This window comes from Nocardioides yefusunii (assembly GCF_004014875.1).
GTDB lineage: Bacteria > Actinomycetota > Actinomycetes > Propionibacteriales > Nocardioidaceae > Nocardioides > Nocardioides yefusunii.
On sequence record NZ_CP034929.1, the window covers coordinates 1,745,488 to 1,770,915 of the forward strand.

The 25,428-nt window shown below is 69.8% G+C and carries 25 protein-coding genes, 1 tRNA gene and 1 pseudogene; 10 read left to right on the plus strand and 17 right to left on the minus strand.

Annotation, left to right across the window (positions count from 1 at the left end; all coding sequences use genetic code 11):
* The first annotated feature begins 4 nt into the window (after positions 1 to 4).
* Positions 5 to 90 (plus strand) — tRNA-Leu (locus EOV43_RS07930).
* A gap of 66 nt (positions 91 to 156) precedes the next feature.
* Here the strand turns inward: EOV43_RS07930 and EOV43_RS07935 are convergent.
* Positions 157 to 2,337, minus strand: a complete 2,181-nt coding sequence (locus EOV43_RS07935; RefSeq protein ID WP_206611292.1) for an FAD-dependent oxidoreductase — start codon at positions 2,335 to 2,337, stop codon at positions 157 to 159.
* 50 nt (positions 2,338 to 2,387) lie between these two features.
* Here EOV43_RS07935 and EOV43_RS07940 point away from each other — a divergent pair, with 50 nt between their 5' ends.
* Complete coding sequence (locus tag EOV43_RS07940) at positions 2,388 to 2,963, plus strand: LysR substrate-binding domain-containing protein (RefSeq protein WP_128220810.1); 576 nt, start codon at positions 2,388 to 2,390, stop codon at positions 2,961 to 2,963.
* A 64-nt stretch (positions 2,964 to 3,027) separates the two neighbouring features.
* Here the strand turns inward: EOV43_RS07940 and EOV43_RS07945 are convergent, their stop codons facing one another.
* The gene (locus EOV43_RS07945; protein ID WP_128220811.1) at positions 3,028 to 3,597 is read right to left on the minus strand and encodes a nucleosidase; all 570 of its coding nucleotides are present in this window, start codon (positions 3,595 to 3,597) and stop codon (positions 3,028 to 3,030) included.
* Between the two features lie 65 nt (positions 3,598 to 3,662).
* On the opposite strand from EOV43_RS07945, the gene EOV43_RS07950 reads away from it, so the two are divergent.
* Positions 3,663 to 4,763 carry a galactokinase gene (locus EOV43_RS07950; RefSeq protein WP_128220812.1) on the plus strand — a complete coding sequence of 367 codons (1,101 nt, stop codon included), beginning with the start codon at positions 3,663 to 3,665 and terminating at the stop codon, positions 4,761 to 4,763.
* 66 nt (positions 4,764 to 4,829) lie between these two features.
* On the opposite strand, the gene EOV43_RS07955 is transcribed toward EOV43_RS07950, so the two are convergent.
* Positions 4,830 to 6,053: an acyl-CoA dehydrogenase family protein gene (locus tag EOV43_RS07955; RefSeq protein WP_128220813.1), complete on the minus strand. Its 1,224-nt coding sequence runs from the start codon at positions 6,051 to 6,053 to the stop codon at positions 4,830 to 4,832.
* A gap of 16 nt (positions 6,054 to 6,069) precedes the next feature.
* Positions 6,070 to 7,422: an acyl-CoA dehydrogenase family protein gene (locus EOV43_RS07960; RefSeq protein ID WP_128220814.1), complete on the minus strand. Its 1,353-nt coding sequence runs from the start codon at positions 7,420 to 7,422 to the stop codon at positions 6,070 to 6,072.
* A gap of 120 nt (positions 7,423 to 7,542) precedes the next feature.
* Here EOV43_RS07960 and def point away from each other — a divergent pair, with 120 nt between their 5' ends.
* Complete coding sequence (gene def / locus EOV43_RS07965) at positions 7,543 to 8,127, plus strand: peptide deformylase (protein WP_128220815.1); 585 nt, start codon at positions 7,543 to 7,545, stop codon at positions 8,125 to 8,127.
* Between the two features lie 101 nt (positions 8,128 to 8,228).
* Here def and EOV43_RS07970 read toward each other — a convergent pair whose 3' ends face one another.
* From EOV43_RS07970 to EOV43_RS07985, 4 genes are all read right to left on the minus strand, one after another.
* Complete coding sequence (locus tag EOV43_RS07970) at positions 8,229 to 9,032, minus strand: TrmH family RNA methyltransferase (RefSeq protein WP_128220816.1); 804 nt, start codon at positions 9,030 to 9,032, stop codon at positions 8,229 to 8,231.
* Position 9,033: 1 nt separating this feature from the next.
* Positions 9,034 to 10,296, minus strand: coding sequence for a uroporphyrinogen-III C-methyltransferase (cobA, locus tag EOV43_RS07975; protein ID WP_128220817.1), 1,263 nt, complete (start codon positions 10,294 to 10,296; stop codon positions 9,034 to 9,036).
* Positions 10,297 to 10,367: 71 nt separating this feature from the next.
* A complete protein-coding gene (locus tag EOV43_RS07980; RefSeq protein WP_128220818.1) occupies positions 10,368 to 11,000 on the minus strand; it encodes an FMN reductase in 633 nt (210 codons plus the stop codon).
* Positions 11,001 to 11,060: 60 nt separating this feature from the next.
* Positions 11,061 to 12,197 carry an LLM class flavin-dependent oxidoreductase gene (locus EOV43_RS07985; protein ID WP_128220819.1) on the minus strand — a complete coding sequence of 379 codons (1,137 nt, stop codon included), beginning with the start codon at positions 12,195 to 12,197 and terminating at the stop codon, positions 11,061 to 11,063.
* Positions 12,198 to 12,396: 199 nt separating this feature from the next.
* On the opposite strand from EOV43_RS07985, the gene EOV43_RS07990 reads away from it, so the two are divergent.
* Positions 12,397 to 13,446 (plus strand): alpha/beta hydrolase, encoded by a 1,050-nt coding sequence (locus EOV43_RS07990; protein ID WP_128220820.1) that lies wholly within the window; start codon positions 12,397 to 12,399, stop codon positions 13,444 to 13,446.
* 85 nt (positions 13,447 to 13,531) lie between these two features.
* On the opposite strand, the gene EOV43_RS07995 is transcribed toward EOV43_RS07990, so the two are convergent.
* The 4 genes and pseudogenes from EOV43_RS07995 to EOV43_RS08010 form a co-directional block, all read right to left on the minus strand.
* Positions 13,532 to 14,299, minus strand: a complete 768-nt coding sequence (locus EOV43_RS07995) for a sulfite exporter TauE/SafE family protein (RefSeq protein ID WP_128220821.1) — start codon at positions 14,297 to 14,299, stop codon at positions 13,532 to 13,534.
* Between the two features lie 53 nt (positions 14,300 to 14,352).
* Positions 14,353 to 15,252: pseudogene (locus EOV43_RS08000) on the minus strand (SPFH domain-containing protein); the annotation flags it as partial.
* Positions 15,253 to 15,358: 106 nt separating this feature from the next.
* A complete protein-coding gene (locus EOV43_RS08005; RefSeq protein WP_128220823.1) occupies positions 15,359 to 15,832 on the minus strand; it encodes an NfeD family protein in 474 nt (157 codons plus the stop codon).
* A 70-nt stretch (positions 15,833 to 15,902) separates the two neighbouring features.
* Positions 15,903 to 16,712 (minus strand): ABC transporter ATP-binding protein, encoded by an 810-nt coding sequence (locus EOV43_RS08010; protein ID WP_128220824.1) that lies wholly within the window; start codon positions 16,710 to 16,712, stop codon positions 15,903 to 15,905.
* 48 nt (positions 16,713 to 16,760) lie between these two features.
* Between EOV43_RS08010 and EOV43_RS08015 the strand changes: the two genes are divergently transcribed.
* Together EOV43_RS08015 and serB are read left to right on the plus strand one after the other, a co-directional pair.
* Positions 16,761 to 17,531: a hypothetical protein gene (locus tag EOV43_RS08015; RefSeq protein ID WP_128220825.1), complete on the plus strand. Its 771-nt coding sequence runs from the start codon at positions 16,761 to 16,763 to the stop codon at positions 17,529 to 17,531.
* An 82-nt stretch (positions 17,532 to 17,613) separates the two neighbouring features.
* Complete coding sequence (gene serB, locus EOV43_RS08020; protein WP_128220826.1) at positions 17,614 to 18,834, plus strand: phosphoserine phosphatase SerB; 1,221 nt, start codon at positions 17,614 to 17,616, stop codon at positions 18,832 to 18,834.
* 92 nt (positions 18,835 to 18,926) lie between these two features.
* Here serB and EOV43_RS08025 read toward each other — a convergent pair whose 3' ends face one another.
* From EOV43_RS08025 to fabG, 3 genes are all read right to left on the minus strand, one after another.
* Positions 18,927 to 19,451 (minus strand): SixA phosphatase family protein, encoded by a 525-nt coding sequence (locus EOV43_RS08025; RefSeq protein ID WP_128220827.1) that lies wholly within the window; start codon positions 19,449 to 19,451, stop codon positions 18,927 to 18,929.
* Positions 19,452 to 19,554: 103 nt separating this feature from the next.
* Positions 19,555 to 20,325 (minus strand): enoyl-ACP reductase FabI, encoded by a 771-nt coding sequence (fabI, locus tag EOV43_RS08030; protein ID WP_128220828.1) that lies wholly within the window; start codon positions 20,323 to 20,325, stop codon positions 19,555 to 19,557.
* 62 nt (positions 20,326 to 20,387) lie between these two features.
* On the minus strand, positions 20,388 to 21,077 hold the full coding sequence (gene fabG, locus EOV43_RS08035; protein ID WP_239022297.1) for a 3-oxoacyl-[acyl-carrier-protein] reductase: 690 nt from the start codon (positions 21,075 to 21,077) through the stop codon (positions 20,388 to 20,390).
* Between the two features lie 215 nt (positions 21,078 to 21,292).
* Between fabG and EOV43_RS08040 the strand changes: the two genes are divergently transcribed.
* Genes EOV43_RS08040 through EOV43_RS08050 form a run of 3 tightly spaced genes read left to right on the plus strand, consistent with a single transcriptional unit; the run spans position 21,293 to position 22,734 of the window.
* Positions 21,293 to 21,649, plus strand: coding sequence for a DUF3099 domain-containing protein (locus EOV43_RS08040; RefSeq protein ID WP_128220830.1), 357 nt, complete (start codon positions 21,293 to 21,295; stop codon positions 21,647 to 21,649).
* Positions 21,649 to 21,909 carry a hypothetical protein gene (locus EOV43_RS08045; RefSeq protein ID WP_128220831.1) on the plus strand — a complete coding sequence of 87 codons (261 nt, stop codon included), beginning with the start codon at positions 21,649 to 21,651 and terminating at the stop codon, positions 21,907 to 21,909. The genes EOV43_RS08040 and EOV43_RS08045 overlap by 1 nt, the downstream gene beginning before the upstream one ends.
* A 30-nt stretch (positions 21,910 to 21,939) precedes the next feature.
* Positions 21,940 to 22,734: an SURF1 family cytochrome oxidase biogenesis protein gene (locus tag EOV43_RS08050; protein ID WP_128220832.1), complete on the plus strand. Its 795-nt coding sequence runs from the start codon at positions 21,940 to 21,942 to the stop codon at positions 22,732 to 22,734.
* A gap of 33 nt (positions 22,735 to 22,767) precedes the next feature.
* Here the strand turns inward: EOV43_RS08050 and EOV43_RS08055 are convergent, their stop codons facing one another.
* Together EOV43_RS08055 and EOV43_RS08060 are read right to left on the minus strand one after the other, a co-directional pair.
* The gene (locus EOV43_RS08055; RefSeq protein ID WP_128220833.1) at positions 22,768 to 23,523 is read right to left on the minus strand and encodes an SDR family oxidoreductase; all 756 of its coding nucleotides are present in this window, start codon (positions 23,521 to 23,523) and stop codon (positions 22,768 to 22,770) included.
* Between the two features lie 24 nt (positions 23,524 to 23,547).
* Positions 23,548 to 25,413, minus strand: a complete 1,866-nt coding sequence (locus tag EOV43_RS08060; protein ID WP_206611293.1) for an ABC transporter ATP-binding protein — start codon at positions 25,411 to 25,413, stop codon at positions 23,548 to 23,550.
* Positions 25,414 to 25,428 lie beyond the last annotated feature (15 nt).

The following is a 25,428-nucleotide window of genomic DNA, read 5'->3' on the forward strand; positions in this document are numbered from 1 at the left end:
CCCTGTCCGGGTGGCGGAATAGGCAGACGCGCTAGCTTGAGGTGCTAGTGCCCGTATTAGGGCGTGGGGGTTCAAGTCCCCCCTCGGACACAGAACAAGAACCCCGGTTCTCCTCCACGGAGAACCGGGGTTCTTCTGGTTCCGGCCGTTGACGACTCAGCGCCGGTGCAGCAGGAACGGCGTCCCGCCGAGGGCACGCAGCCCCCAGACGTCGACGACCGTCATGCCCAGGACGGTCTCGGCGTCGAGTCGCCGCAGTTCGTCACGCACCCACGGCCAGGGCTTGCGCGTACCCGGGGCGTACTCGACGACCCCCACCGGCAGACCGTCGATCAGCGAGACCCCGTCGCGCAGGACCATCGGCATGACTTCTTCGACTCCCCCACCGACCCGCGCTCGCAGCAGGTTGACCCCGTGCGCGTGCCCGTCGGCGTCGAGCGCGATCCGTTTGCCGTACCACCGGGGCAGGCCCACCAGGGCGAGACCCCGCGGCGCCACGCGCGTCAGGGGCGCGAGGAACGACGCCTCGTGGTCACCCACCAGGTCGGCGACCCGGACCGGATCGAGCCCTGACCAGGCGCGGCGGGCAGCGAACATCGAGCGGTGGGGCACGGGCACTCCAAGGGTGGGGGTGGCATCGGCAGCGTGGGTCGATGCTCGGGACCGGACAGGAGACGCCGGATGGCGCTCGAGGAATCGGGCAGCGAACCGCTCCGCGAAGGCGGTGATGGTGAGCGACGGATTCACGCCCAGGTTGGCAGGAATCACGCTGGCGTCAGCGATGTGGAGACCTGGGTGGCCGAAGACCTCGTGGTCGACGTCGACCACTCCTTCGGAGGCGTCACGACCCATCGCCGCGCCACCGAGCACGTGGGCCGTGATCGAGAGTCCGCCGACGCTCTCTCCGAGGAGGTTGAGCGGCGTGGATCCCGTGAGTTCGGCGTAGGTACGGGTGACCCGGTTGGCGATCGAGAGATTGCTGGGCGGTCGCGACCCGCCAACGAGACGTGAGGTGAGCACGCCGCGGCCACCGAGGAGCTTCGTCGTGCGCAGCTCGAGGGCGAGTTCACTGTCATGGCGCTGCATGGTGGTGAGCACCGTCAGGCGACGCAGGAAATCCTTCGCCGCACCGGTGCGCAGGTGCACCAACGGGTGACGCACCACAGCGCCGAGCACCCGACGTCGGCGACGAACGGGGGCGTCGTCGTCGACGAACGGACCGACCTGGGCGCGCATGTGCCACCCGCCCATGTAGCGGTTCTGGGTGGTGTGGGTGTCGTCGTCGGGATGAAAGTCGCTCGAGATAGTGGGACCGCGCGAGAGGTCGCTGCCGGGCGGGTGCAGGACGGCCGTGATCGCCTCGGAGTTGGTCCGCACCCCCTGCCCGAGCCGCTCGGAGACCCGAGGGAGACCTCCTGCGACGCGGCTGCGGGCGAGGAGTTCGACGGTTCCCAGGACGCCGGCAGCGACGACGACGCGCGGTGCGGCGTAGGTGCGCTCCTCCCCTCGTCGCCAGGGGTGTGCGGCGTGCAGCACGTACCCACCGTCGACGAGCTCAGTGATGCGGTTAACGGTTTGCTCGGGGATGATCGTGGTCCCCGTGTGCTCGGCGAGGTGGAGGTAGTTCCGCGTCAACTGGTTCTTGGCGCCGTAGGGGCAGCCCAGCAGGCATTCGCCGCAGAGTCGGCAGCCCGTGCGGGCAGGCCCCTCTCCCCCGAAGAACGGGTCGGGCTCGGTGACTCCCGGCTGCCCGAAGTGGATCGCGACCGGCACCGGTCCGTAGGTGTGCTCGCGCCCCATGGCGGCCGCGGTGGCCAGGAGGTTGTCGTCCATGACGTCGCGGTGCGGGGTCTGCACACGGCCCAACATCCGCGCGGCGAGTGCGTAGGGTCCGCTGAGTTCGGCACGCCAGTCCGGCCCCAGGCGTGTCAGTGCGGGTTGGGCGTAGAAGTCGTCCCCTGCCTCGAGCAGGACCCCGGCCCACACGATCGACCCTCCCCCGACGCCGGCCCCGCCGATCACCGCGACATGGCGCAGGATCCGCTGCCAGAAGAAGCCACGCATCCCGAGCCCGGGCTGCCAGAGGTAGGCGCGCGGATCAGTGCGGGCACGCAGGAGGTCGGCGTCACTGAGGCGTCGTCCCTGCTCGAGCACCAGGACGCGATGCCCTGCCTCGCTCAGCCTCAGCGCCGTGACGGCGCCCCCGAAACCACTGCCGATGACGATGACGTCGGCATCCCAGGGGCGACCTCCCCGGAGCCCCCGATCTGCCGTCGCCGGCACCCCTGCGGGTGCTTGCGTTCCCTCCATGGCCACACCGTAGGTGATCAGGGTCACCCAGTCAGGCGAGTGTCGAGTTGTCCCGCCCCTGCGACTAATCTCGAACCATGACGCTGCGACTCGGATTCGTTCCCGGAGCCACCCCTGACAAGTGGGCTCGCGCTTGGCGCGACCGCTCCCCGGAGCCGTTGGAGATGATCCTGCTGGAGGAGACCGACACCCCGCGGGCCGCTCTCGACGAGGACCGCGTCGACATGGTGCTGGGTCGGATGCCGATCGAGGGCGACGACCTCTTCTGCATCCCGCTCTACGAGGAGCAGCCCGTCGTCGTGGTCGGCAAGGAACACCCTGCGGCCGCCTACGACGAGCTCACCGCCGACGAGTTCGCCGACGAGCAGTGGGCACTGGGCGTGCCCGAGGGCATCACCTCCCGCGTCGAGCAGCTCCCGTTCCCGCCGATGACGTGGAAGGACGCGATCGAGGTCGCGGCCTCCGGCACCGCCGTCGTGCAGGTCCCGATGTCGGTGGCCCGTCTCTACCAGCGCAAGGACGTCAAGGCCGTCGCCGTCACCGATCTCCCGACGACGCGGATGGCGCTCGCGTGGCGCAAGGTCGACGACGGCGAGCGCACCCAGGCGTTCGTCGGCGTGGTGCGCGGCCGCACCACCCGCAGCTCGCGCTGATCCCACCCAGCGACGTCACAGGCCCGCCACCCTGAGGGTGCGGGCCTGTGACGTGCCGTACGGGTCAGTGCTGGGCGAGGTACTGCGTCACCCAGGCCCCGAGCTCGCGGGCGCTGGTGTCGACGGCCGCGGCCCAGTCCTTGGCGGCCTCGTCGGCGTTGTCGGAGACGTGCTTGACGACGACGACCTCGCGGCCGAACTCACGGGCGGTCCACGCCACGGCGTAGGCCTCCATGTCGACCAGGTGGGCCTCCTCGCCGAGGCTCTCGCGGATCTCGGGGTCATTGACGAAGAGGTCGCCCGAAGCCAGCATGATCTCGGAGTCACTGAGCTCCAGCACGTCGTGCGGCTCGTGGCCCAGGGCGCGGATGTCGTCGCCGTTCATGTCGTGGTTGAAGACGGTGCCCACGACGTGCAGGCCGCTCACGCCGTCACGGAGAGCACCCGCGGTGCCGATGTTGAGGACGGTGAGGTCGGGGATCTCGTCGAACTCGGTCAGGGCCCGGGCTAGACGTGCTGCGGCAGCAGTCTTGCCGATGCCGGTGATGACCACCGGAATGCCTTCGGGGACGTGGGCGGCCTCGCCGACGACAGCGGCGACGACGAGGACGGAGGGGGTGCTGGACGAGCTCACGGTGCGACTCCTGGAACGACGGGGGTGCGCCCGGTCGGGGCGCGTCGCCAGCCTAGAGTTCGCTCGTGACCCACGCGCAGTTGACGGCCCCGCAGGACCTGACCGACGAGGTGATGTCGGTCTTCACCGACACCCACGGGACCGCACCCACCCGGGTCGCGCGAGCCGCCGGTCGGGTCAACCTGATCGGCGAGCACGTCGACTACCTCGGCGGCACCTGCCTGCCGATCACGATCCCCTACGCCACCTGGGTGGCGGCGACCCTGCGCGAGGACGACGTCGTGCGGCTCACCTCCGCAGGACACGAGCCGTGGACCGGACGCCGGGGCGATCTGGTCTCCGGCGGCGTTGAGGGGTGGGCGCGCTACGTCCTGGCCGCGTTGAATGAGTCCACCCACGACGGCGGTGTCGACCTGCACGTCACCTCGACCGTTCCCGTGGGCGCCGGACTCTCCAGCTCCGCGGCCCTGATCTGTGCGGTGCTGCGCGCCGTGGACGACCGCTCCGACCACGACCTCGTGGCTCCTGCGATCCGCGCCGAGACCGACGGCGTCGGCGTCCCGAGCGGCGGGATGGACCAGACCGTCTCGCTGCTCGCGACCGTGGGCCAAGCGTTGCGACTGAACTTCTCCACCGGGCGTCACGTGCAGGTCCCGTGGCTGCCGGGCACGGCCGGCCTGCAGGTGCTCGTCGTCGACACCGGCGTGCAGCACGCCAACGACGACGGTGCCTTCGCCCGCGTCCGCTCCCGTTCTGAAGAAGCGATGGCGGCCAAGGACCCCACCGCGCTCCCCTCCGACCTCGCTGCCGCCCACCGTCACGTCACCAGTGAGATCGCCCGTGTCGACGAGTTCGTCGACGCCGTGGTGAGCGGTGACTGGCGCGGCGTGGGTGCCGTCATGACCGCGTCGCACGGGAGCCTGCGTGACGATCTGGGCGTCTCGTGCCCCGAACTCGACGTCGTCGTCGAGACCGCTCTGGCCTCAGGCGCACTCGGCGCCCGGATGACCGGTGGTGGTTTCGGAGGGTGCGCGATCGCGTTGGTCCCGCGCGAACTCACCGAGACCTTGATCGCTGCGGTGGCTGACGCCTTCGCCGAGCGCGGTTGGAACACACCGCGGTTCCTGATCGGAGACGCCGAGGGCCCCGCCACCCGACTCCTCTGAGTCGGACGACGGGGCCTTGCCCGGTGTGGCCGGGTCAGCTGGTCACTTCGCCGGTCACTTCGCCGGTCACTTCAACTGCGCGCTGGAGAGCCCGAGCACTCGACGAGCGACGATCAACTGCTGGATCTGTTGGGTGCCCTCGAAGATGTCGAGGATCTTGGAGTCGCGCGACCACTTCTCCAGGAGTTCGGACTCGGAGTAGCCCAGCGTTCCTGCGAGTTCGACACAACCGAGGGTGACGGCCGATCCCGCACGTCCGGCCTTGGCCTTCGACATGGACGCCTCGAGCGAGTTCGGCTTCTTGTTGTCCGCCATCCACGCAGCCTGCATGGTGAGCAGTCGGGCACCTTCCCAGTCGGCCTCCAATTCGAGGAACTTCGCAGCGGCAGCAGACTGCGTGAGGGCGGGACGGTCGTAATCGATGACGATCCCGGCCTTCTCCAACAGGTCGCGGGTGAGGTCGAGGGAGGCTCGCGCGACACCGATCGCCATGGCGGCGACCAGCGGGCGGGTGTTGTCGAAGGTCGCCATCGCGCCTCCGAAACCGGCCTTGACGTCGATCTCCGGCGATCCCAGCAGGTTCTCGGCCGGGACCCGGCAGTCGGTGAAGGTGATGACGGCCGTGTCGGAGGCTCGGATGCCGAGCTTGTGCTCGAGGCGTTCGACCTTGAGGCCGGGTGTCCCCTTCTCGACGACGAAGGACTTGATCGCCGCGCGCCCTGCGCTCTTGTCCAAGGTGGCCCACACGACGACGGCGTCGGAGCGTTCTCCGGAGGTGACGAAGATCTTCTCGCCGTTGATGACGTAGTGGTCGCCGTCCTTGACCGCCGTGGTGGTCAGCGCTGCGGAGTCCGACCCCATCGAGGGTTCGGTGATCGCCATCGAGGCCCACACGCCGGCGAACCGCTTCTGCTGCTCGGGGCTGGCAACCGAGGCGATCGCGGCGTTGCCCAGACCCTGACGCGGCATCGAGAGCAGCAGGCCACCGTCGCCCCAGCACATCTCGGCCACCGACAGGATGGAGGCGAGGTTGGCGCCGTTGCGGACCTTCGAGGGGTCAGCGACCTTCTTGGTGCCGAGCTCGGTGCTCATGGACGTGGCGCCGGCACCCTCAGCGGTCCCGGAGTCCGAGAGCCCGTCGATGAGCGCGGCGAGCATGTCGAGCTCCTTGGGGTACGCGTGCTCGGCGGAGTCGTACTTGCGGGAGATCGGGCGGAGCATGTTCATCGCGACCTGATGGGCCTGGTCGACCAGGGCGCGGTGCTTCCTGGGAGTCTCGAGATTGATCATGTGACGTGTCCCGTCCTCAGACGAGAACGCCTCCTTCCATGACTCCGACGGCCCGCAGGTCGCGGTACCACCGTTCGACGGGGTGTTCTTTGACGAAGCCGTGGCCACCGAGCAGCTGGACGCCGTCGAGGCCGATCTTCATGCCCTTCTCGGCACAGGCGCGGCGCGCGAGGGCGGCCTCACGGGCGAACTCCTCGCCCGCGGCGGCGCGGGACGCAGCCCGCCACGTCAGCAGGCGCATCGCCTGCAGTTCGATGGCGATGTCGGCGACCATGAACGCGACCGATTGACGGTGCGCGATGGGCTCACCGAACGCCTCGCGCTCCTTGACGTACACCGTGACGTAGTCGAGGACGGCCTGGGCCGTGCCGACGGCGAGGGCACACCAGCCGATCCGGGAGAGCCGGACCGCCTCGGTGTAGGCAGCGGCGTCGGTGTCGCCGAGGAGTTCGGCCGAAGCGGCGTCGAAGGTCACCTTCGCCATGCCGGCGGCGCGCACACCCATCGACGGGTCGGCCTCGACCTGGATCGTCGTCGGGTCAGAGGGAACCAGGAAGAGGGCTGGGCGTCCGTCCAGGAGCGCACCGACGACGAAGAGTTCGCACTCGTCGCCCCGGACGACGGCCGACTTGGTGCCGCTGAGGGTGTAGCCGCTGTCCGCGCGCGTTGCGACGGTGCTCGGGGAGAGGGCGTCGAAGAGGACGGTCGGTTCACTCAGGGCGAGGGCCGCCACCGGAGGGGTGGGGCCGGCGAAGGCGGGCAGGTAGGTCTGCTGCTGGCCGTCGTCACCCCACAGCGAGATCGCTGTGGCGACAGCACCGGAGGCCAGGGTCGCCACCGCGATGCCCATGTCCCCCTTCGCGAGGGCTTCGGCGACCAGGGTGGTGGCGACCGCGGTACGTTCGTCGCTGATCCCGCCGAGTTTCTCCGGGACTCCGAGCACCGGGAGCCCGAGCTCGATGCCCGCCGCCAGCACGTCGTCGGGAGTGGCGCAGGCGTCGTCGGCGGCGGAGGCTGCGGGACGCACCACCTCGGCGGCCAGCTGGCCGACGACGTCGACGAGCATCTGCTCGTCCTCGGTGGGCGTGAGATCGAAAAGGCCGCTGCTGGTCGCGGTGGCGCTGCGCACGCCCGGTGCGGAGCTCTTCTTCTTCGCGAACGCACGTCCGGCGGCGGCTGCGGTCCGGAAACCGCCGCGCGTGGTGGTGTAGACGAGGTGCTCGGTCTGCTTGCGCAGGCCGGTCTTGTCGAGGAGGTCGCTCTGCGCGAGCTTGTTCAGCGCCGCGACCGCGTAGCCGATCGGTGCTCGGGTCTCGGACGTGGCCACGCCGTGGCGGCTGGCGGACGCCCGCTGTGATGAGAACAACATGGGCGGGACTGTAACTAGGAGTTACACACGGCGCCACCCCCTCGGCGGCGTGTCGGCGGAGCTGCACCGCGCGTATCACCGGAGTCGGGGATGCGGGGAGTACGCCATAGACTCAGGCGCATGAGTGAGCACGTCAACGCCCCCCACGGTCCGCTTCCCACCGGAGGCTCGGTCCGCCCGATCACGCGCTGGGGCGAGGACGTCATGCACCGTCCCCAGGCGAAGGTCGAGGTCTTCGACGACGCGCTGCGTGCACTGGCTGCCGACATGGTCGCCACCATGGAGGCCGCCGAGGGTGTCGGCCTGGCTGCGTGCCAGATCGGCGAGGACGTCGCGATGTTCGTCTTCGACTGCCCCGACGCCGAAGGCGTCCACACCGTCGGCGTGGTCTGCAACCCCGTCCTGACCCTGCCCGAGAAGCGCAAGCAGCGCCTCGACAAGGACGAGGAAGGGTGCCTCTCGTTCCCCGGTGCCTTCGTCGACTGCGAGCGTCCCGACTGGGCTGCTGTCGACGGTGTCGGTCTGGACGGCGAGCCGGTCCACTTCGAGGGCGACGGCCTCCTGGCCCGCTGCCTGCAGCACGAGACCGACCACACCGTCGGCACCGTCTTCGGCGACCACCTCGACGACAAGATGCGCAAGAAGCTCGACAAGAAGCACGTCAAGGCACGCCGCCACTACCCGGTGGGTTGGCCGGCCGTCTGATCCCCGACGCCTCACAGCCGCAGACCCCACCGGTTCGGGTCGTCATTCGTCCTCGAATGCGACTCGAACCGGTGGGGTCTGGCGTTGCGGCGTAGTTCGTCTCAGCGACGGGCGGCGACGTAGCAGGCCACCGCGGACGCGGCTGCGACGTTGAGGGAGTCGATGCCCTCAGCCATCGGGATGATCGCGCGCTTGTCGGCCGACCGCTGCCAGCGTTCGGAGATGCCCGGGCCCTCGGAGCCCAGGACGAGCGCAACCTTGTCGACGCCGGCGACGGCTTCCTCGATCGGGGTGGCGTCGTCGGCCAACGTGAGCGCGATCGTGGTGAACCCGGCCTCCGACAGGTGCGGCATCGCGTCGTACCAGTCCTCGATCCGGGCCCACGGCATGGTGAAGACAGCCCCCATCGCGACCTTGATCGAACGACGGTAGAGCGGGTCGGCGCAGCGCGGCGACAGCAGGACGGCGTCGAAGCCCATCGCGGCGCCGGAGCGGAAGATCGCCCCGACGTTGGTGTGGTCGACGACGTCCTCGAGCACCAGCACCGAGCGGGCGTTCTGGATCACCTCGGCCACCGGCGGGGTGGGGATGCGGTGCAGCGAGGCCAGGGCGCCACGGTGGACGTGGAACCCGGTGACCTCTTCGGCGAGTTCTTCGCTGAGGACGTAGCAGGGGGCGTCGGTGGTGTGGAGGACGTCCTTCAGGCCTTCGATCCACCGCGGGGCCATCAGGAACGAGCGCGGCGCGTGGCCGGACTCCACGGCACGACGCACCACCTTCTCGCCCTCGGCGAGGAAGAGGCCGTGCTCGGACTCCAGCGACTTGCGCAGCTGGACGTCACGCAGGTCGCGGTAGTCGCCCAGGCGCGGGTCGCCGGCGTCGGTGATCTCGATCAGGGTCGCCATCTCAGGCCTCCTCGGACGTCAGCGCGACGCCGGCACCGGCAGGCACTGCGTCGTAGCGCTCGGGGTGGGCCACGGCGACGACGTCACCGATGACGATGATCGCGGGCGGGCGGACGCCCTCAGCCTCGATCGTCTCCTCCAGGCTCGCCAAGGTGCAGAGCACCTGACGTTCGGTCGGCATCGAGCCGTCCAGGATCACGGCGACCGGGGTGCTCCCGGCCCGACCGTGACGCTGCAGTTCGGCGGCGATCGCGGCGGCGTTCTCGACGCCCATCAGGATCACCAGGGTGCCGCGCAGGCGGCCGAGCGCGGCGTAGTCCAGGAGGGAGTCCGGGTGGCCGGGCGGGATGTGGCCGCTCATGACGGTGAACTCGTGCGCGACGCCACGGTGCGTGACCGGGATCTGCGCCAGACCGGGCACGGAGATCGAGGAGGTGAGACCGGGAACGACACTCACCGGCACACCGGCGGCGCGGCAGGCCTGGATCTCCTCGAAACCGCGACCGAAGACGAAGTTGTCGCCGCCCTTGAACCGGACGACGCGCTTGCCGGCGAGGGCGCGCTCGACGAGGACCTCGTTGATCTGCTCCTGACGAGCGCTGCGCCCGCGCGGGAGCTTGGTGACGTCGATCAGTTCGACGTCGGCGTGCAGCTCGTCGAGGACGGAACGGGGTGCGAGACGGTCGGCGACGACGACGTCGGCCGACGCCAACGCCTGACGGGCGGCGACGGTGAGCAGACCCGGGTCACCGGGGCCTCCGCCGACGAGCACGACGCCGGGGCTGTGGTCGAGGGCACCGGAGGCAGTGAGGACGCCTTCACGCAGTGCTTCGACGATGTCGTCGCGCAGGCGCGCGGACTGCCGCGGTTCGCGGGCGCCGAGCACCGCGACGGTCACCGAGCCGTGGCGTCCGACGGCGGGCGTCCAGGCGCTGGCGGCGGTGGCGTCGTCGCTGCGGACGCAGAAGATCCGGCGTTCCTCGGCTGCAGCGCCGACGCGGGCGTTGACCTCGGCGTCGTCGGTCGCGGCGATCACGTACCAGGCCTCGTCGAGGTCGGTCTCGGCGAAGCCACGCAGGGTGAGCGTGATCTCCTCGGCCATGCCTTCGATCGCGGGGGTGACCTCGGGGGCGACGACCTCCACCCGGGCACCGGCGTCGATGAGTGGGGGGATGCGGCGCTGGGCGACCGTACCGCCTCCGACGACCACGACGCGTCGGCCGGCGAGGCGCAGACCGGCGGGGTAAGGGGGGAAGTCGTTCATGCCGGCCATTCTCCCCCGGCCCCGCCGCCGGCGCTGCACCGTGCCCGGTTCGTGGGCCAGGTCACGGCCTCTCAGTGCCCCAGGCGTCCCAGGAGTTCGGCGAACGGAGTGGGTGCGTCGAACTCCTCCTCCACCGTGCGGGCCCGGCGCTCCACCTTCACCCCTCCTGCGGTGAGCAACGCTGCTGCCTCGCGTCCGGCGCGGTCTGCGCGCGCCTGGACCGAGCCGTCGGAGGCGGGCCCGAAGTCCTCACTCGCGGCGAAGACGCCCGTGGGGATGACGCTCGCCTTGAGGTAGGAGAACAGGGGGCGCAGCGCGTGCTCGAGGACCAACGAGTGACGTGCGGTCCCGGCGGTGGCGCCCATGAGGAGCGGCTTGCCGGCCAGCGCTTCCGGCGTCAGGACGTCGAAGAACGTCTTGAACAGGCCCGAGTACGACGCCGAGAAGACTGGCGTCACCGCGACGAGCACGTCGGACTCCTCCACCACCCGGATCGCGTCGGCCAGGTCACCGGCGGCGAAACCGGTGAGCAGGTTGTCGGCGAGGGCGTGCGCGAGTGGCCGGAGCTCGACGACCTGCACGGTCGGGTCGTGCCCCAGGTCCCTCAGCGCCCCGGTGACCGACGCGGCGAGCTGGTCGGCGAGGAGGCGGGTGGTCGACGGGCTGGAGAGGCCGGCGCTGAGCACGGCGATGCGGAAGGTCATGGGGTCCTGCCTGGAGGTTCCGAGAGGTGAGTGATGGTGGCTGCGGTTCGCGGTGGACGCTCAGGCGGTGGGCGACTGGCCGGTGACGTCGTCGCCGGCCGCGTGCACCGTGGCGTCACGTCCGCCGCCCTGGGCCGCAACAAGCGAGGCGTGGGTGGGAGCGTCGGGGACGTCGGCGGGACGCATCTTCGCGAACTCCTCGCGCAGCACCGGGACGACCTCGCCGCCGAGGATGTCGAGCTGCTCCAGGACGGTCTTGAGCGGCAGTCCGGCGTGGTCCATCAGCCAGAGCTGACGCTGGTAGTCGCCGGCGTAGTCGCGGAAGCCGAGGGTCTTCTCGATCACCTGCTGCGGGGAGCCAACGCTGAGCGGGGTACCGGCCATGAAGTCCTCCAGCGACGGACCGTGTCCGTAGACGGGCGCGTTGTCGAAGTAGGGACGGAACTGGCTCACGGCGTCCTGGGAGTTCTTGGCCAGGAAAGCCTGTCCGCCGAGGCCGACGATCGCCTGGTGTGCCTTGCCGTGGCCGTAGTGCTCGAAGCGGCGACGGTAGAGGTTGATCATCTGCGCAGCGTGCGAAGCGGGCCAGAAGATGTGGTTGTGGAAGAAACCGTCGCCGTAGTACGCGGCCTGTTCGGCGATCTCGGGGCTGCGGATGGAGCCGTGCCACACGAACGGCGCGACACCGTCGAGCGGACGCGGGGTGGCGGTGAAGTTCTGCAGCGGCGTGCGGTGCTTGCCCTGCCAGTTCACGACGTCCTCACGCCACAGCTGGTGCAGCAGGGCGTAGTTCTCCACGGCCAGTTCGATGCCGTCGCGAATGTCCTTGCCGAACCAGGGATACACGGGGCCGGTGTTGCCACGACCGAGCATCAGGTCCATCCGTCCGTCGGCCAGGTGCTGCAGCTGGGCGTAGTCCTCCGCGATCCGCACCGGGTCGGTGGTGGTGATCAGGGTGGTCGAGGTGGAGAGCACGATGTTCTCGGTCTGTGCGGCGACGTAGGCCATCGTCGTGGTCGGCGACGACGCAGCGAACGGCGGGTTGTGGTGCTGGCCGAACGCCATCACGTCCAGGCCGACCTCCTCGGCGTGCTTGGCGATCGCCACGGTCGCCTTGATGCGCTCGTTCTCACTGGGCATGTGACCGGTCAGCGGGTCCCGGGTGACGTCACCGACGGTGAAGATTCCGAACTGCATCTGGGGCTCCTGAATTCCGAGTAGGTAGTTGAAAGCCGAATCACCATGCACAACAGGGACGTGCACGGAACTATTCCCCCGGTCCGGACCAGTCAGGGTTCACGTCGGGCCTCGCTCTCAGCATCACACCGCACCCCGCCTCGGACACGCTCACCGGACCACACCGGTCCCACAGTCCTCCCGGTGGCAGGATGACGCCATGCAGCACGACGACAGGCAGCACGACGACAGGCAGCACGACGACACCCAGGCCGACGACAGGCAGCGCGACGCCACACCCCCTGAGTCCGCCGAGGCCACCGAGGACGTCCTGGGCGCGCCCTTCACCCGCGAGACCATCGATCTCGGCAGCGACCGCGAAGGCCCGGTGACCGCCACTCTGGTCAAGGCGCCCACCCACGGCCCCACCAATGCCGCCGTGCTCTACGTCCACGGGTTCTGCGACTACTTCTTCCAGAAGCACTTCGCCCAGTGGTGGACCGACCGCGGGTACACGTTCTACGCGATCGACCTGCGCAAGTACGGGCGTTCCCTGGCCGATCACCAGAGCCCGAACCACGTCGAGGACCTCTCGGAGCACTTCCCCGAGCTCGACGAGGCGTACCGACGCATCACCCAGCGCGACGGGCACGAGGCCGTCGTCGTCGCCGGACACTCCACCGGCGGCCTCATCGTGCCGCTGTGGCTGCACGAGCACCGCCCCGCCGTCGCCGGTGTCGTCCTCAACTCCCCCTGGCTCGACATGCAGGGCGGCTGGATCATGCGCAACCCCGCCACCGCACTGATCAAGCAGTGGGGCGCCCTGCGTCCGCGCGACGTGCTGCCGCGTTCGGTCAGCGGCGTCTACGGGCGCAGCATCCACCGCTCGGTCCAGGGCGAGTGGGAGTTCAACACCGACTGGAAGCCGCTCGACTCGTTCCCGGCCCGCACCGGATGGCTCGCGGCGGTGCGCCGCGGACACGACCAGGTGCACACCGGGCTCGACGTCCGCGCCCCCGTGCTCGTGCTCTCCTCGTCCCGGTCCACCACCCCCGACGACGTCGACGAGGACGCGATGTCCACCGACACCGTCCTCGACGTCACCCAGATCCGCCGGTGGGCGACCAGCCTCGGTCCGCATGTCACCTCGGTCGCGATCGACGGCGCGATGCACGACATCGTGCTCTCGCGCGAACCGGTGCGGGACGCCGCGATGGACCAGATCGGGGCGTGGCTGCGCACCTACGTCGAGGACGCTGCCGCCACCTGACCTCCGAGGACCAGCGCAACGGCCCGACACCCACGCGGGTGTCGGGCCGTTCACGCGCCGGGTGATCCGTCGACCGGAAGCCTGCTCAGCGTCCGAACAGGAAGTAGAGCAGCGCGCTCACGCCGACCACGACGATCGCGCCACGCAACCATGCGTCGGGGAGTCTGCGGCCCACACCCGCACCGATCTGACCACCGATCACGGCGCCGATGCCGATGAGCGCGACGATCAGCCAGTCGACGTCAGCGACGAAGACGAAGACGAGCCCGGAGACGCCGTTGACGACGGCGCCCAGGATGTTCTTGATCCCGTTGAGGCGCTGCAGCGCCTCGTCGAAGCCGATGCCGAGGACGGCCATCAGGATGACGCCCTGGGCGGCCCCGAAGTAGCCGCCGTAGATGCCGGCGGCGAGGATCGCGGGCCAGACCCACCAAGCACCGTGGAACGGCATCCCGCCGGTGTCGGCGTGCCGGGCCGCGACCCACCGCGAGATCCGCTTGCCGCACACCACCAGGGTGATGCCCAGCAGGATCAGCGCCGGGACGATCGCTTCGAAGGCGTCCTCGGGCAGTACGAGCAGCAGACCGGCGCCGATCAGGCCACCGATCACCGAGGCCGAGGCCAGGCGCAGCACCCGGCTGCGCTGACCGGCCAGCTCACGACGGTAACCCCAGGCTCCGGAGACGGAGCCGGGAACGAGGCCGATGGTGTTGGAGACGTTGGCGACCACGGGAGGGACGCCGATGGCGAGCAGGGTCGGGAAGGTCACCAGTGTGCCCGACCCGACGATGGTGTTGATGGTACCGGCGGCCGTCCCCGCGAGGAGGACGGCCACCATCTCGAAGACGCTCACTGCTGGCGCGGCACCTCGTCGGCGGCGGGAGCAGGAACGCCCGGAACCTGGCCACCGGGAAGCTGGCCGAACGCCGAGCCGAGACCCTTGAGGGCTTCACCGATCTCGCTCGGGACGATCCACAGCTTGTTGGCGTCACCCTCGGCGATCTTCGGCATCATCTGCAGGTACTGGTAGGCGAGCAGCCCCTGGTCGGGACGCCCGTCGTGGATGGCCTGGAAGACCGTCTGGATCGCCTCGGCCTCACCCTGGGCCCGCAGGATCGCGGACTCCCGCTCGGCCTGGGCACGCAGGATGGACGACTCGCGCTCACCCTCGGCGTTCAGGATCGCGGAGGTCTTGTTTCCCTCGGCGGTGAGGATCGCAGACTGGCGCTGACCCTCGGCGACGAGCACCACGGCACGCTTGTCACGGTCGGCCCGCATCTGCTTCTCCATCGCGTCCTTGATCGACGGCGGCGGGTCGATGCCCTTGATCTCGACACGATTGACGCGGATGCCCCAGCGCCCGGTGGCCTCGTCGAGGACGCCACGCAGGCCGGAGTTGATCGACTCGCGGCTGGTGAGGGTGTCCTCGAGGTCCATGCCACCGACGATGTTGCGCAGCGTCGTCATGGTGAGCTGCTCGACGGCCTGGATGTAGTTGGCGATCTCGTAGGTCGCAGCCACCGGGTCGGTCACCTGGAAGTAGATGACGGTGTCGATGGAGACCACGAGGTTGTCCTCGGTGATCACCGGCTGCGGCGGGAAGCTGACGACCTGCTCGCGCAAGTCGATCTTGTAGCGGACCACGTCGATGAACGGGACCACGACACTCAGGCCTGCCGGCAGGGCCGCCTTGTACTTGCCGAAACGTTCCACGACGGCCGTCTGGGCCTGCGGAACGATCTGGACCGCCTTGAACAGGGCGATCACGACCAGGATGGCCACGACTCCCAGAATGATGGGGGTCATCGGTTCCTCCCCTCTCGTTGTGAGCGGCCCGCGACGGGCACGCGTCTGGGGAGGACCCTAGTGCGTGGGCCGGAGGCACGGGCGTGGTGGTGCACACCCGAACGGGTCAGGCGCCGGGCGCCAGTTCGGGACCGCGCACGAGGTGAACCACGGCCGAGGCCCCGCGAATCTCGAAGACCTCCACGGTGGCTCCCACCGGGATGACGACGGTCTCGTCGTAGGGGACGCTCGTCCACTCGTCCTGACCGAACGCCACCAGACCCGGTGCGTGCACCGAGACCTCACGCAGGACAACGCCCTGGGCACCCAGCAGGCGAGCGTGTCCCTGGGTGAGCTCGGGGCCCTGACGCAGCCGGCGCAACACCGGAGGACGCAGCAGGACGAGCGCTGCGACCGCAGCCACGCAGGCGGCCAGCACCTGGAACGGCAGCGGCAGGCCGACGAGATCGGCTGCCATCCCGACCACGGCACCGCCCGCGAGCATCATCAGCACGAGCTCGAGGCTCAGGACCTCGGCGACGAGCAGCACCACCGCGAGCGCGAGCCAACTCTCCCAGAGGTGGTCGGAGATCCAGTCCATGGGCACAACCTAGGCGATCGAGGGTCGCAGCGAACCTGCGCCGGGGAACTTTCCCGCTCGGTGAGTGAGCTCAGACTCGGGCTGCGGCGCGAGCCGGCGGACGACGTCGGGCCGCGTAACGACCGTCGGCCTCGGTGACCAGCAGCGGCATCCCGAAGGTCTCCGAGAGGTGCTCCTGGGTGACGACGAGGTGCAGAGGACCCTGCGCGACGACGCGCCCCTGACGCAGCATCAGCGCGTGCGTGAAGCCCGGCGGGATCTCCTCGACGTGGTGGGAGACCATGACGGTGGCCGGGGAGTCGGCGTCGAGCGCGATCGAGGAGAGCGTCGAGACCAGGTCCTCACGACCACCCAGGTCGAGACCGGCAGCAGGCTCGTCGAGGAGCAGCATCTCGGGGTCGGCCATGAGCGCGCGAGCGATCTGGACGCGCTTCTTCTCGCCCTCGCTCAGGGTGCCGAACGAGCGGTCGGCCAAGTGTGCGGCGCCGACCTCGTTGAGGAGCTCTGCCGCACGGTCGTGATCGAGATCCTCGTAGTGCTCGCGCCAGCGGCCGTAGGTGCCGTAGGCCGCGGAGACGACGATGTCGGAGACCTTCTCACGCTTGGGGAGCTGGTCGGCCAGCGCCGCGCTGGTGATGCCGATGCGCGGACGCAGCTCGAACACGTCGACGGCGCCGAGGACCTCGTCGAGGATGCCCGCGACGCCTGCCGTGGGGTGCAGCTGCGCGGAGGCGATCTGGAGCAGGGTGGTCTTGCCGGCACCGTTCGGGCCGAGGATCACCCAGCGCTCGTCCTCCTCGACCGTCCAGGTCACGTCGTCGAGCAGGACGTTGCCACCCTTGCGGACGGTCACACCGGAGAAGTCGATCACGCTGGTCATGAGCGGCAGCCTAGTCACCCGTCCCCGCCGGGTCGGTAGGCTCCCCCGGTGAGCCGTGCCCTTCCCCTGTGTGCTTCTGCGTCCTGGTGGTCGACCGCATGGCTGCGTGGGGACGTGGCGCTGAGCGAGGTGCAGGAGCACGTCACCTGGCACTCCCCCGTGCACACCATCACGAGCGGCGAGACCGGGACCCTCCTGACCGACGACGTCGAGGGCGTCGGGTTCGACTGGCTGCTGGAGTCGTTCGCCCGAGCCGGGGTACGTCGCACCGCCTGCTCGCTCCCGGTGCCCGGAGACCTCTTCGGACTGGCCGGTCCTCCCCCGCTCAACCGTGCTGCGCTGGACGCCGGTGAGGTTCTGCTGGGCCTGGGTGAGCGCCCTGGCGAGGTCCTCCTCGCTGCGGTGCCGGTCACCATCGGGGCCGGGACCCAGTGGTTCGTGCACCGTGCCGCACCCCGTCCGCCGGCCGATCTCGGGGAGGCGGATCGGGAGCTGCGTCGTGCGGTGCCCGCCTCAGCGGACCGGCTCGCTGCCCTCGACATCGCGTCGTGGTCACCGGACGCCGTGGACGGTCTGCTCAACCTCGACCACGCCCGCGACTTCCCGCACCCACCCGGAGTGCCCGCCCGCGCGGTGACACTGGCGGCGCGCGCAGACCTGGTGCTGGAGATCATCGACGTGGCCACCGCCGACGGCACCGGTGGCTCCGTCAGCGCGACCGAGGCGATGCTGCGCGAGGACGTCCTCGTGGATCTCGCCCGGGTCGCACGACGTGCCCTGGTGGCGTCCTGCTCCGCCGACGCCTGGCCGCCTGTCTGAGACGGAGACACCTTCGTGATCGGTCCGTGACATCCCCCGGCCCGAAGCGGCGCCGCAGGGCGCGGGTAATCTCTGGAGTGCCATGGACGACGTCGCACCCAAGACCCTGCTCATCACGCTCACCGGCAAGGACCAGCCCGGCGTGACCGCCGCTGTGCTGTCCGCGTTGGCACGGACCGGGGTCGAGGTGATCGACCTCGAGCAGATCGTGCTGCGCGGCCGTCTCGTCCTCGGGATCCTCGTCACCGCACCCCGGGACTGGAAGAAGCTCCGCGACCATCTGGAGGCCGAGGGCGAGTCCCTGGGCATGCAGGTGGAGGTCGAGCGCGGCACCGGTGACAACCAGGTGCGGGCCTCGGGCCGCAGCCACGTCACCGTGATCGGCGCGCCGCTGAAGGCGTCGGCGCTGGCCGCGATCACCGGTCGCATCTCCGACCTCGGCGGCAACATCGACCGGATCGTCCGGATGGCGCGCTACCCCGTCACCGCGATCGACCTGAACGTCTCCGGCGTCGAGCCCGAGCGCCTGCGTCGCCACCTCGCCCTCGAGGCTGCAGAGCGTGGCGTCGACATCGCGGTGCAGGCCGACTCGATGTTGCGTCACGGACGTCGTCTGATCGTCATGGACGTCGACTCCACCCTGATCCAGGGCGAGGTCATCGAGATGCTGGCCGCCCACGCCGGTGTCGAGGACGAGGTCGCCCGGGTGACGGAGGCCGCGATGCGTGGCGAGCTCGACTTCGAGCAGTCGCTGCGTCACCGCGTCGCGCTGCTCAAGGGCCTTCCCGCGACCGTGATCGACGAGGTCTACGCCCAGATCCAGTTCAACCCCGGCGCCCGCACGATGGTCCGCACGCTGAAGCGTCTGGGCTACCGGTTCGCGATCGTCTCGGGTGGCTTCAGCCAGATCACCGAGCGCCTCGCCGCCGACATCGGCATCGACTTCCAGCGCGCCAACGAGCTCGAGATCGTCGACGGTCACCTCACCGGCGGCATCGTCGGCCAGGTCGTCGACCGTGCTGGCAAGGCCACCGCGCTGCGCGAGTTCGCGGCGCAGCTGGAGATCAGTGAGGCGGCCACGATCGCGATCGGTGACGGCGCCAACGACCTCGACATGCTCGACGCCGCCGGACTCGGCGTGGCCTACAACGCCCGCCCGGTGGTGCAGTCGGCTGCCGACACCGCGGTCAACGTTCCCTACCTCGACACGATCATGTACCTGCTCGGCATCTCGCGCGAGGAGATCGAGGCCGCAGACGCCGAGGCTGGCATCGTCACTCCGGCCCCGCCCGTGCACGCCTGACCCGCCACGCCTGATCCGCACCTCTGAGCCAACGACGATGGCCCCGCACCCATGGGTGCGGGGCCATCGTCGCGTCGAGAGGTGCAGGCGTCTCAGGCCCGGGCCGTGTGGACGTCGAGGAGTCGGCAGTCGCCGAACGAGAGCTGGTCCCAGTTGCCGTCGAAGGTCAGGACGGTGATCGTCGCCGGCGGATACCCCTGCGCGAGCCGGGCCTCGGCCACCGGGTCACCGGCGCCGTCCTGCAACAGGTTCGCGAGCAGGGCGACGGTCGGGTTGTGCCCCACCAGAAGCAGCGTCGTGCTCTCGTCCGGGCACAGGCGCAGCTCGTCGAGCGCGGACTCGGGTCCGGCCGAGTAGAGGTCGATCCGGATGTCGGGCTCGAGCAAACTCCCGGCCCCTGCCCGCATCGCAGCGAAAGTCTGCCGGGTCCGCGTCGCGGAAGAGACGACGGCATGGTCGACCACGATCCCCTGCTCGCTCAGCCAGGTGCCGGCGGCCCCAGCGTCGGCAGTGCCCCGAGCGGTGAGTTCACGGCCGTGGTCGTCGTCGGCGAACGACTCTGCCTGGGCGTGCCGCATCAGGACGAGGCGACGCTGGGTGGGCGCGGGCGTGGTCATCAGATGTGCTCCGAGGGAGAACGGCGTGCCCTCCGTACGTGCGTGAGGGCGAGAGGCGATGTGCCTCCCACCCTCACCCTGTCACTGGGCTCCAACCTGGGTCTCAGAGGCCCATCGCGTGGAAGCCACCGTCGACGTGGACGATCTCACCGGTGGTGGCCGGGAAGAAGTCGGACAGGAGCGCGACGACGGCCTTGGCGGTCGGGGTGTGGTCGGACTCGTCCCAGCCGAGCGGGGCCTTGTCCTTCCACGACGACTCGAGGTCCTCGAAGCCGGGGATCGCCTTGGCAGCGAGGGTCTTCAGCGGACCGGCGGAGACGAGGTTGCAGCGGATGCCCTCGGGGCCCAGGTCGCGGGCGAGGTAGCGGTTGGTGGACTCCAGACCGGCCTTGGCCACGCCCATCCAGTCGTAGGCGGGCCAGGCGACGGTGGCGTCGAAGGTGAGGCCGACGATCGAGCCGCCGGGAGCCATCAGCTCGCGGGTGGCCACGGCGAGCGACTTCAACGAGTACGCCGAGACGTGCACGGCCTGCGCGACGTCGTCCCAGGGACCGTCGAGGAACTTGCCGCCCAGCAGCGTCTCGGGGTTGCCGTAGGCGATGGAGTGGACGACACCGTCGAGGCCGTCGACGTGCTCACGGACCTGGTCGGCCAGGCCGGCGAGGTGCTCGGGATTGGTGACGTCGAGTTCCAGGACGGGAGGCTCCACCGGGAGGCGCTTCGCGATCCGCTTGGTGATGTTGAGGGCGCGGCCGAAGTTGGAGATGAGCACCTCGGCGCCCTGCTCCTGGGCGACCTTGGCGGTCGCGAAACCGATGGAGGAGTCCATGGTGACTCCGGCGACGAGGATGCGCTTGCCTGCGAGGATTCCCATGAGAGGGCCTTTCGTCTGGCGCCACGACGACGCCGAGTGAGTGGGGAGAAGGAAGGGGTGGGTCAGTGACCCATGCCGAGGCCACCGTCGACCGGGATCACGGCACCGGTGACGTAGCCGGCCTGCTCCGAGGCCAGGAAGGTGATCGCGGCGGCGATCTCCTCGGGTCGCGCGGTGCGCCCCAACGGGACCTGCTGCTTGATGCCGGCCTTCTGGTCGTCGCTGAGGACGGCCGTCATGTCGGTGTCGACGAAGCCGGGGGCGACGACGTTGGCAGTGATGCCGCGGGAACCGAGCTCACGGGCCAGCGAGCGGGCCATGCCGACGAGGCCGGACTTGGAGGCGGCGTAGTTGACCTGTCCGGCCGAGCCGAGCAGCCCGACGACGGAGGAGACGAAGACGATCCGGCCGCGACGCAGACGCAGCATCGACTTCGACGCGCGGCGGGCGAGGCGGAACGATCCGGTGAGGTTGGTGGCGATCACGTCGTCCCAGTCCTCGTCGCTCATCCGGAGCACGAGGGTGTCGCGGGTGATGCCGGCGTTGGCGACCAGGACCTCGACGGGCCCGTGGGCGGCCTCGGCCTCGGCGAACGCGGCGTCCACCTGGGCAGGGTCGGTGACGTCGCAACGGATGTCGAGGGCACCTTCGGGGGCGCCGCCGGTGCGAGTGGTGACGGCCACGTTGTCGCCCTGGGCGAGGAACGCCTCGGCGACGGCGCGGCCGATGCCACGGTTTCCGCCGGTCACCAGGACGCTACGGGGAGTGTGGACGGGCGCCTGCTCGGCCGGGGTGGCGGCGGCGTCGACGTCGGGGGTGAGGCTCTTTTCGGTCACGGGGCTTGACCGTAATGATTACCGTTCGGTATCCGAAACGCCTGTTCACGGCGTCGCCGGCGCTCCCTCGGGCTACTCGCGAGTAGGCGGCGAGGGGGATGCCTCACCCGCCTGCGGGTATTCTCGCCAGCATGGCTGGCAAGCACGACGACGTGGTTCGGATCACCACGGCGGCACCCGATCCCGAGGCCGATCTGTCGAGTCGTCAGCGTCGCTACGTGATCTCGATGAGCATCCGTCTGGTCTGCTTCCTCGGCGCTGCGGCGTTCGCTCCCCAGTGGCCGATGTGGGTTCTCCTGGCCGGCGCCGTCTTCCTGCCCTACGTCGCCGTGGTGGGTGCGAACTCCAAGGACATGCGTCGTGACGAGTTCGAGCTCGACGGCGTCAGCCCGCAGTTCCAGCTCGGTGGCAGCGGTGAGCGTCCCGTCATCCACGCCACGACCGACCTGGGCGACGCGAACGAAGCAACGAACAGGACTCAGGACTGATGGACATCTTCGCCGGCCTCGGCACCACGACCGGGCACGACGACGTCGACCCGTGCTCGGCCAAGGGCTGCACCGCACCGGCCCTGCACGCGCTGCTGTGGAACAACCCCAAGATCCACACGCCTGAGCGTCGCAAGACGTGGCTGGCCTGCGACGAACACCGCGTGAGCCTGTCGGGCTTCCTCACCGCCCGCGGCTTCCTCAAGGACGTCGTGGCACACCCCACGTCTACGCCGGCAGCCTCCCCCGCCGACGCCTGACTCCTTCACCCGCCGGGCTAGGCTCGTGCGGTGCAGCGTCTGAAGTTCCTTCTCTCCAAGCGGTGGGCCCTCTTCCTCGTCGCCGTCGTCCTGCTGACCTGGCTGGCCGTGTGGTTGGGCCAGTGGCAGTTCGGGCGTCTCGAGGACCGCAAGGAACGCAACGCCTCGGTGCTGCGCAACGAGGCTCTGGCTGCTGATCCGGTCGAGGACGTCCTTTCGGTCGAGCACCCGGTCGCCGAGGACACCGAGTGGCGCCACGTCACCGCCACCGGCACCTACCTGCCCGAGGAGACCGTGCACGTGCGCTACCGCACCGGCGCGCAGGGCGCACCTGGCGTCGAGGTGCTGGTCCCGATGGACCTCGGTGACGGCACCGCCGTGATCGTGGACCGTGGCTGGTGGGGCACCGCGAACCGCGGCGCCGTGCCCGACGACGTGCCTGCTCCCCCCTCGGGCGAGGTGACCGTCGACGGCTGGGTGCGCGTCGACGCCGAGGGCGACTCCACTGCCGTCAAGGACCACTCGACCCGCGCCGTCAACAGTGTCGAGATCGCGAAGTCCCTCGACCTCGACGGCATGGAGTTCCTGCAGGGGTTCGTCCAGGTCGAGACCGAGACGCCGGCCCCGGCGGAGTCCTTGACCCTGCCCAGCAAGCCTGAACTCAACGAGGGGCCGCACTTCTTCTACGGCATCCAGTGGTGGTTCTTCGGGTTCCTGGCCGTGGCTGGTTTCGGCTACCTGCTGTGGGACGAGTGGCGTGACCAGCAGGACGAGAGCACCGGCGACGACGTCGCAGGCGGCTCCCCCGACCCCGAGGACGCCTGAGACCAGGACGCCCGGCTCCCGAGCGGGCCGGTCTCAGACCGGCAGCAGCCCGCCGTCGATCGGCAGCTGCACGCCGGTGACGAACCCGGCGCGCGGCGACATCAGGAACGCCGCAGCTGCACCGAACTCCTCGGGACGTCCGTAGCGACCCAGCGGGATCTTCTGCTCCCACGAGGCCCGCGCTGCGTCCGGGTCGGGACGGGTGGCGTCGAGTTCACGGACCCGGTCGGTGTCGATGCGTCCGGGGAGCAGGGTGTTGACCCGGATGCCACGGGCACCCAGTTCATCGGCCATCTCCTTGGCGACCATCGCCAGGCCGGGGCGCAGACCGTTGGAGATGCCGAGGCCCGCCACCGGCGACTTCACGCTGGTGGAGAGCACGAACGCGATCGCGCCGCCGTCGCCGAGGTGAGCGCTGACCTCGCGGGCCAGGCGCACTGCGCCCAGGAAGACCGACTCGAACGCCGAACGCCAGTCCTCGTCGGCAGCGCTGAGCGCGGTGCCGGCTGCTGGACCACCGACGCTGACCAGGGCGCCATCGAGTCGTCCGAAGTGGGCCAACGCGAGGTCGACGAGCGCCTGCGGCGTGTCCGGGTCGGCGTTGTCGCAGGCCAGTCCGACGGCGTTGTCGGCACCGAGGGCAGCCACGGTGCGCGCCACGGCATCGGCGTCACGTGAGGAGATGACCACCTTCGCACCCTCGGCCACCAGCGCCTCGGCGCTGGCCCGGCCGAGGCCGCGGGTGCCTCCGGTGACGATGTGGACGCGGTCGGTCAGCAACAGATCCATGCGTCGAGGCTAACCACGCCCCGATCAGACCGCGGACTGACCCTCGAACTGGGTCGCGTGCAGCTCGGCGTAGAGGCCACGCTGTCCGAGCAGGTCGAGGTGGGTGCCCTGCTCGACAATCTTCCCGCCGTCGACGACGAGGATCTGGTCGGCGTTGCGCACGGTGGAGAGGCGGTGCGCGACGACCAACGAGGTGCGTCCCTCCAGAGCAGCGTCGAGGGCACGCTGGACCGCTGCCTCCGACTCGGAGTCGAGGTGGGCGGTGGCCTCGTCGAGGACGACGACGGCGGGCGACTTCAACAGGAGGCGCGCGATCGCGAGGCGCTGACGCTCACCACCGGAGAGACGGTAGCCCCGGTCCCCGACGACGGTGTCGAGCCCGGCGGGAAGGTTGCGCACCAGGTCAGCGACCTGGGCGCGCTCCAGCGCGTCCCACATCGCTGCCTCGTCGGCGTCACGGCGGGCGTAGGCGAGGTTGGCGCGGATCGTGTCGTGGAACATGTGCGCGTCCTGGGTGACGTACCCGACGGTGTCGGTCAGGGACGCCGAGGTGAGGTCACGCACGTCGACGTCGCCCACGCGGACCTGACCGGAGTCGACGTCGTAGAGGCGCGCCACCAGGTGGGTCAGGGTCGACTTGCCTGCGCCCGAAGGACCGACCAGCGCGATCATCTCGCCCGGGCGGGCAGTGAAGCTGACGCCGTTCAGTACGGGGACACCGGCGTCGCTGCGGGTCTGGGCCACGGCTCCCAGGGACGGCGCGGGAGCCGATCCGGACGCCGGGTAGGCGAAGTGGACGTCGCGGAACTCGACCCCGGCCCGGTTTCCGGCCAGAGTGATCGCGTCGGGCTTCTCAGTGATGGAACTGGGCAGGTCGAGGATCTCGAAGACCCGGTCGAAGCTGACCAGGGCGGTCATGATGTCGATCCGCACGTTGGCCAGCGCCTGCAGCGGTCCGAGCAGTCGCGTCAGCAGGATGGAGAGCGCCACGACGGTACCGACGGTGAGCGAGGCGTTGATCGCCATCACGCCACCGATGCCGTAGACGAGTGCAGTGGCCAGCGCCGGCACCAGCGCCATCACGGCCATGTAGGAGCGCGTGTAGAGGGAGATCTTCACGCCGAGGTCGCGGACCACGGCTGCTTTGCCTGCGTAGTGGGCGTCCTCGAAGGTGGGGCGACCGAAGAGCTTGAGCAACAGGGCGCCACCGATGTTGAAGCGTTCGGTCATGGTGTTGCCCATGTCGGCGTTGCCGTCCATCTGGGCGCGCGTCAGCCCAGAGACCTTCCCGCCGACCCACTTCGAGGCGATCAGCAGGAACGGCACCATCGCCACGCAGGCCAGGGTGACCTGCCAGCTCAGGACGAGCATCGTGGCACCCACGACGACGACGCCGATCAGGTTCGCCACCGTGCTCTGCAGCGTGGAGGTGAAGGCACGCTGGGCACCGATCACGTCATTGTTGAGGCGGGAGACGAGTGCACCGGTCTGGGTCTGGGTGAAGAACGCCAACGGCAGCCGCTGGACGTGGGAGAAGACCTTGGTGCGGAGGTCGTAGATCAGACCTTCGCCGATCCGGCTGGACAGCAGCCCCGATCCGACGGTGAGGAGCGCGCTGACGACTGCGACCACACCGACCGCGACGGCCAGCCACACCACGAGCCGCGTGTCTCCGTCGGCGACGCCGTCGTCGATGATCCGCTGCATCAGCAACGGCGGCACCGCGACGAGCAGTGCGTCGAGGACGGTGAGGGCGAGGAAGAACCCGATGGTGCGGCGGTGCGGACCGGCGAAGGAGAGCACCCGCCGCAGCGCGGTGCGCTCCACCTTGGCCTTCTTGACCGAACGGTCCTGGGCGAGGTGCCCGTGTCCCATGGCCGGTGCGTTCATCGCACGTTCACGTCC

Coding starts and splice junctions, on each gene's coding strand:
- EOV43_RS07940 (WP_128220810.1), top strand. CDS start 2,388: ATGACGCTGCGACTCGGATTCGTTCCCGGAGCCACCCCTGACAAGTGG.
- EOV43_RS07955 (WP_128220813.1), bottom strand. CDS start 6,053: ATGATCAATCTCGAGACTCCCAGGAAGCACCGCGCCCTGGTCGACCAG.
- EOV43_RS07960 (WP_128220814.1), bottom strand. CDS start 7,422: ATGTTGTTCTCATCACAGCGGGCGTCCGCCAGCCGCCACGGCGTGGCC.
- def (WP_128220815.1), top strand. CDS start 7,543: ATGAGTGAGCACGTCAACGCCCCCCACGGTCCGCTTCCCACCGGAGGC.
- EOV43_RS07970 (WP_128220816.1), bottom strand. CDS start 9,032: ATGGCGACCCTGATCGAGATCACCGACGCCGGCGACCCGCGCCTGGGC.
- cobA (WP_128220817.1), bottom strand. CDS start 10,296: ATGAACGACTTCCCCCCTTACCCCGCCGGTCTGCGCCTCGCCGGCCGA.
- EOV43_RS07980 (WP_128220818.1), bottom strand. CDS start 11,000: ATGACCTTCCGCATCGCCGTGCTCAGCGCCGGCCTCTCCAGCCCGTCG.
- EOV43_RS07985 (WP_128220819.1), bottom strand. CDS start 12,197: ATGCAGTTCGGAATCTTCACCGTCGGTGACGTCACCCGGGACCCGCTG.
- EOV43_RS07990 (WP_128220820.1), top strand. CDS start 12,397: ATGCAGCACGACGACAGGCAGCACGACGACAGGCAGCACGACGACACC.
- EOV43_RS08005 (WP_128220823.1), bottom strand. CDS start 15,832: ATGGACTGGATCTCCGACCACCTCTGGGAGAGTTGGCTCGCGCTCGCG.
- EOV43_RS08010 (WP_128220824.1), bottom strand. CDS start 16,712: ATGACCAGCGTGATCGACTTCTCCGGTGTGACCGTCCGCAAGGGTGGC.
- serB (WP_128220826.1), top strand. CDS start 17,614: ATGGACGACGTCGCACCCAAGACCCTGCTCATCACGCTCACCGGCAAG.
- EOV43_RS08025 (WP_128220827.1), bottom strand. CDS start 19,451: ATGACCACGCCCGCGCCCACCCAGCGTCGCCTCGTCCTGATGCGGCAC.
- fabI (WP_128220828.1), bottom strand. CDS start 20,325: ATGGGAATCCTCGCAGGCAAGCGCATCCTCGTCGCCGGAGTCACCATG.
- EOV43_RS08040 (WP_128220830.1), top strand. CDS start 21,293: ATGGCTGGCAAGCACGACGACGTGGTTCGGATCACCACGGCGGCACCC.
- EOV43_RS08045 (WP_128220831.1), top strand. CDS start 21,649: ATGGACATCTTCGCCGGCCTCGGCACCACGACCGGGCACGACGACGTC.
- EOV43_RS08055 (WP_128220833.1), bottom strand. CDS start 23,523: ATGGATCTGTTGCTGACCGACCGCGTCCACATCGTCACCGGAGGCACC.
- EOV43_RS08060 (WP_206611293.1), bottom strand. CDS start 25,413: ATGAACGCACCGGCCATGGGACACGGGCACCTCGCCCAGGACCGTTCG.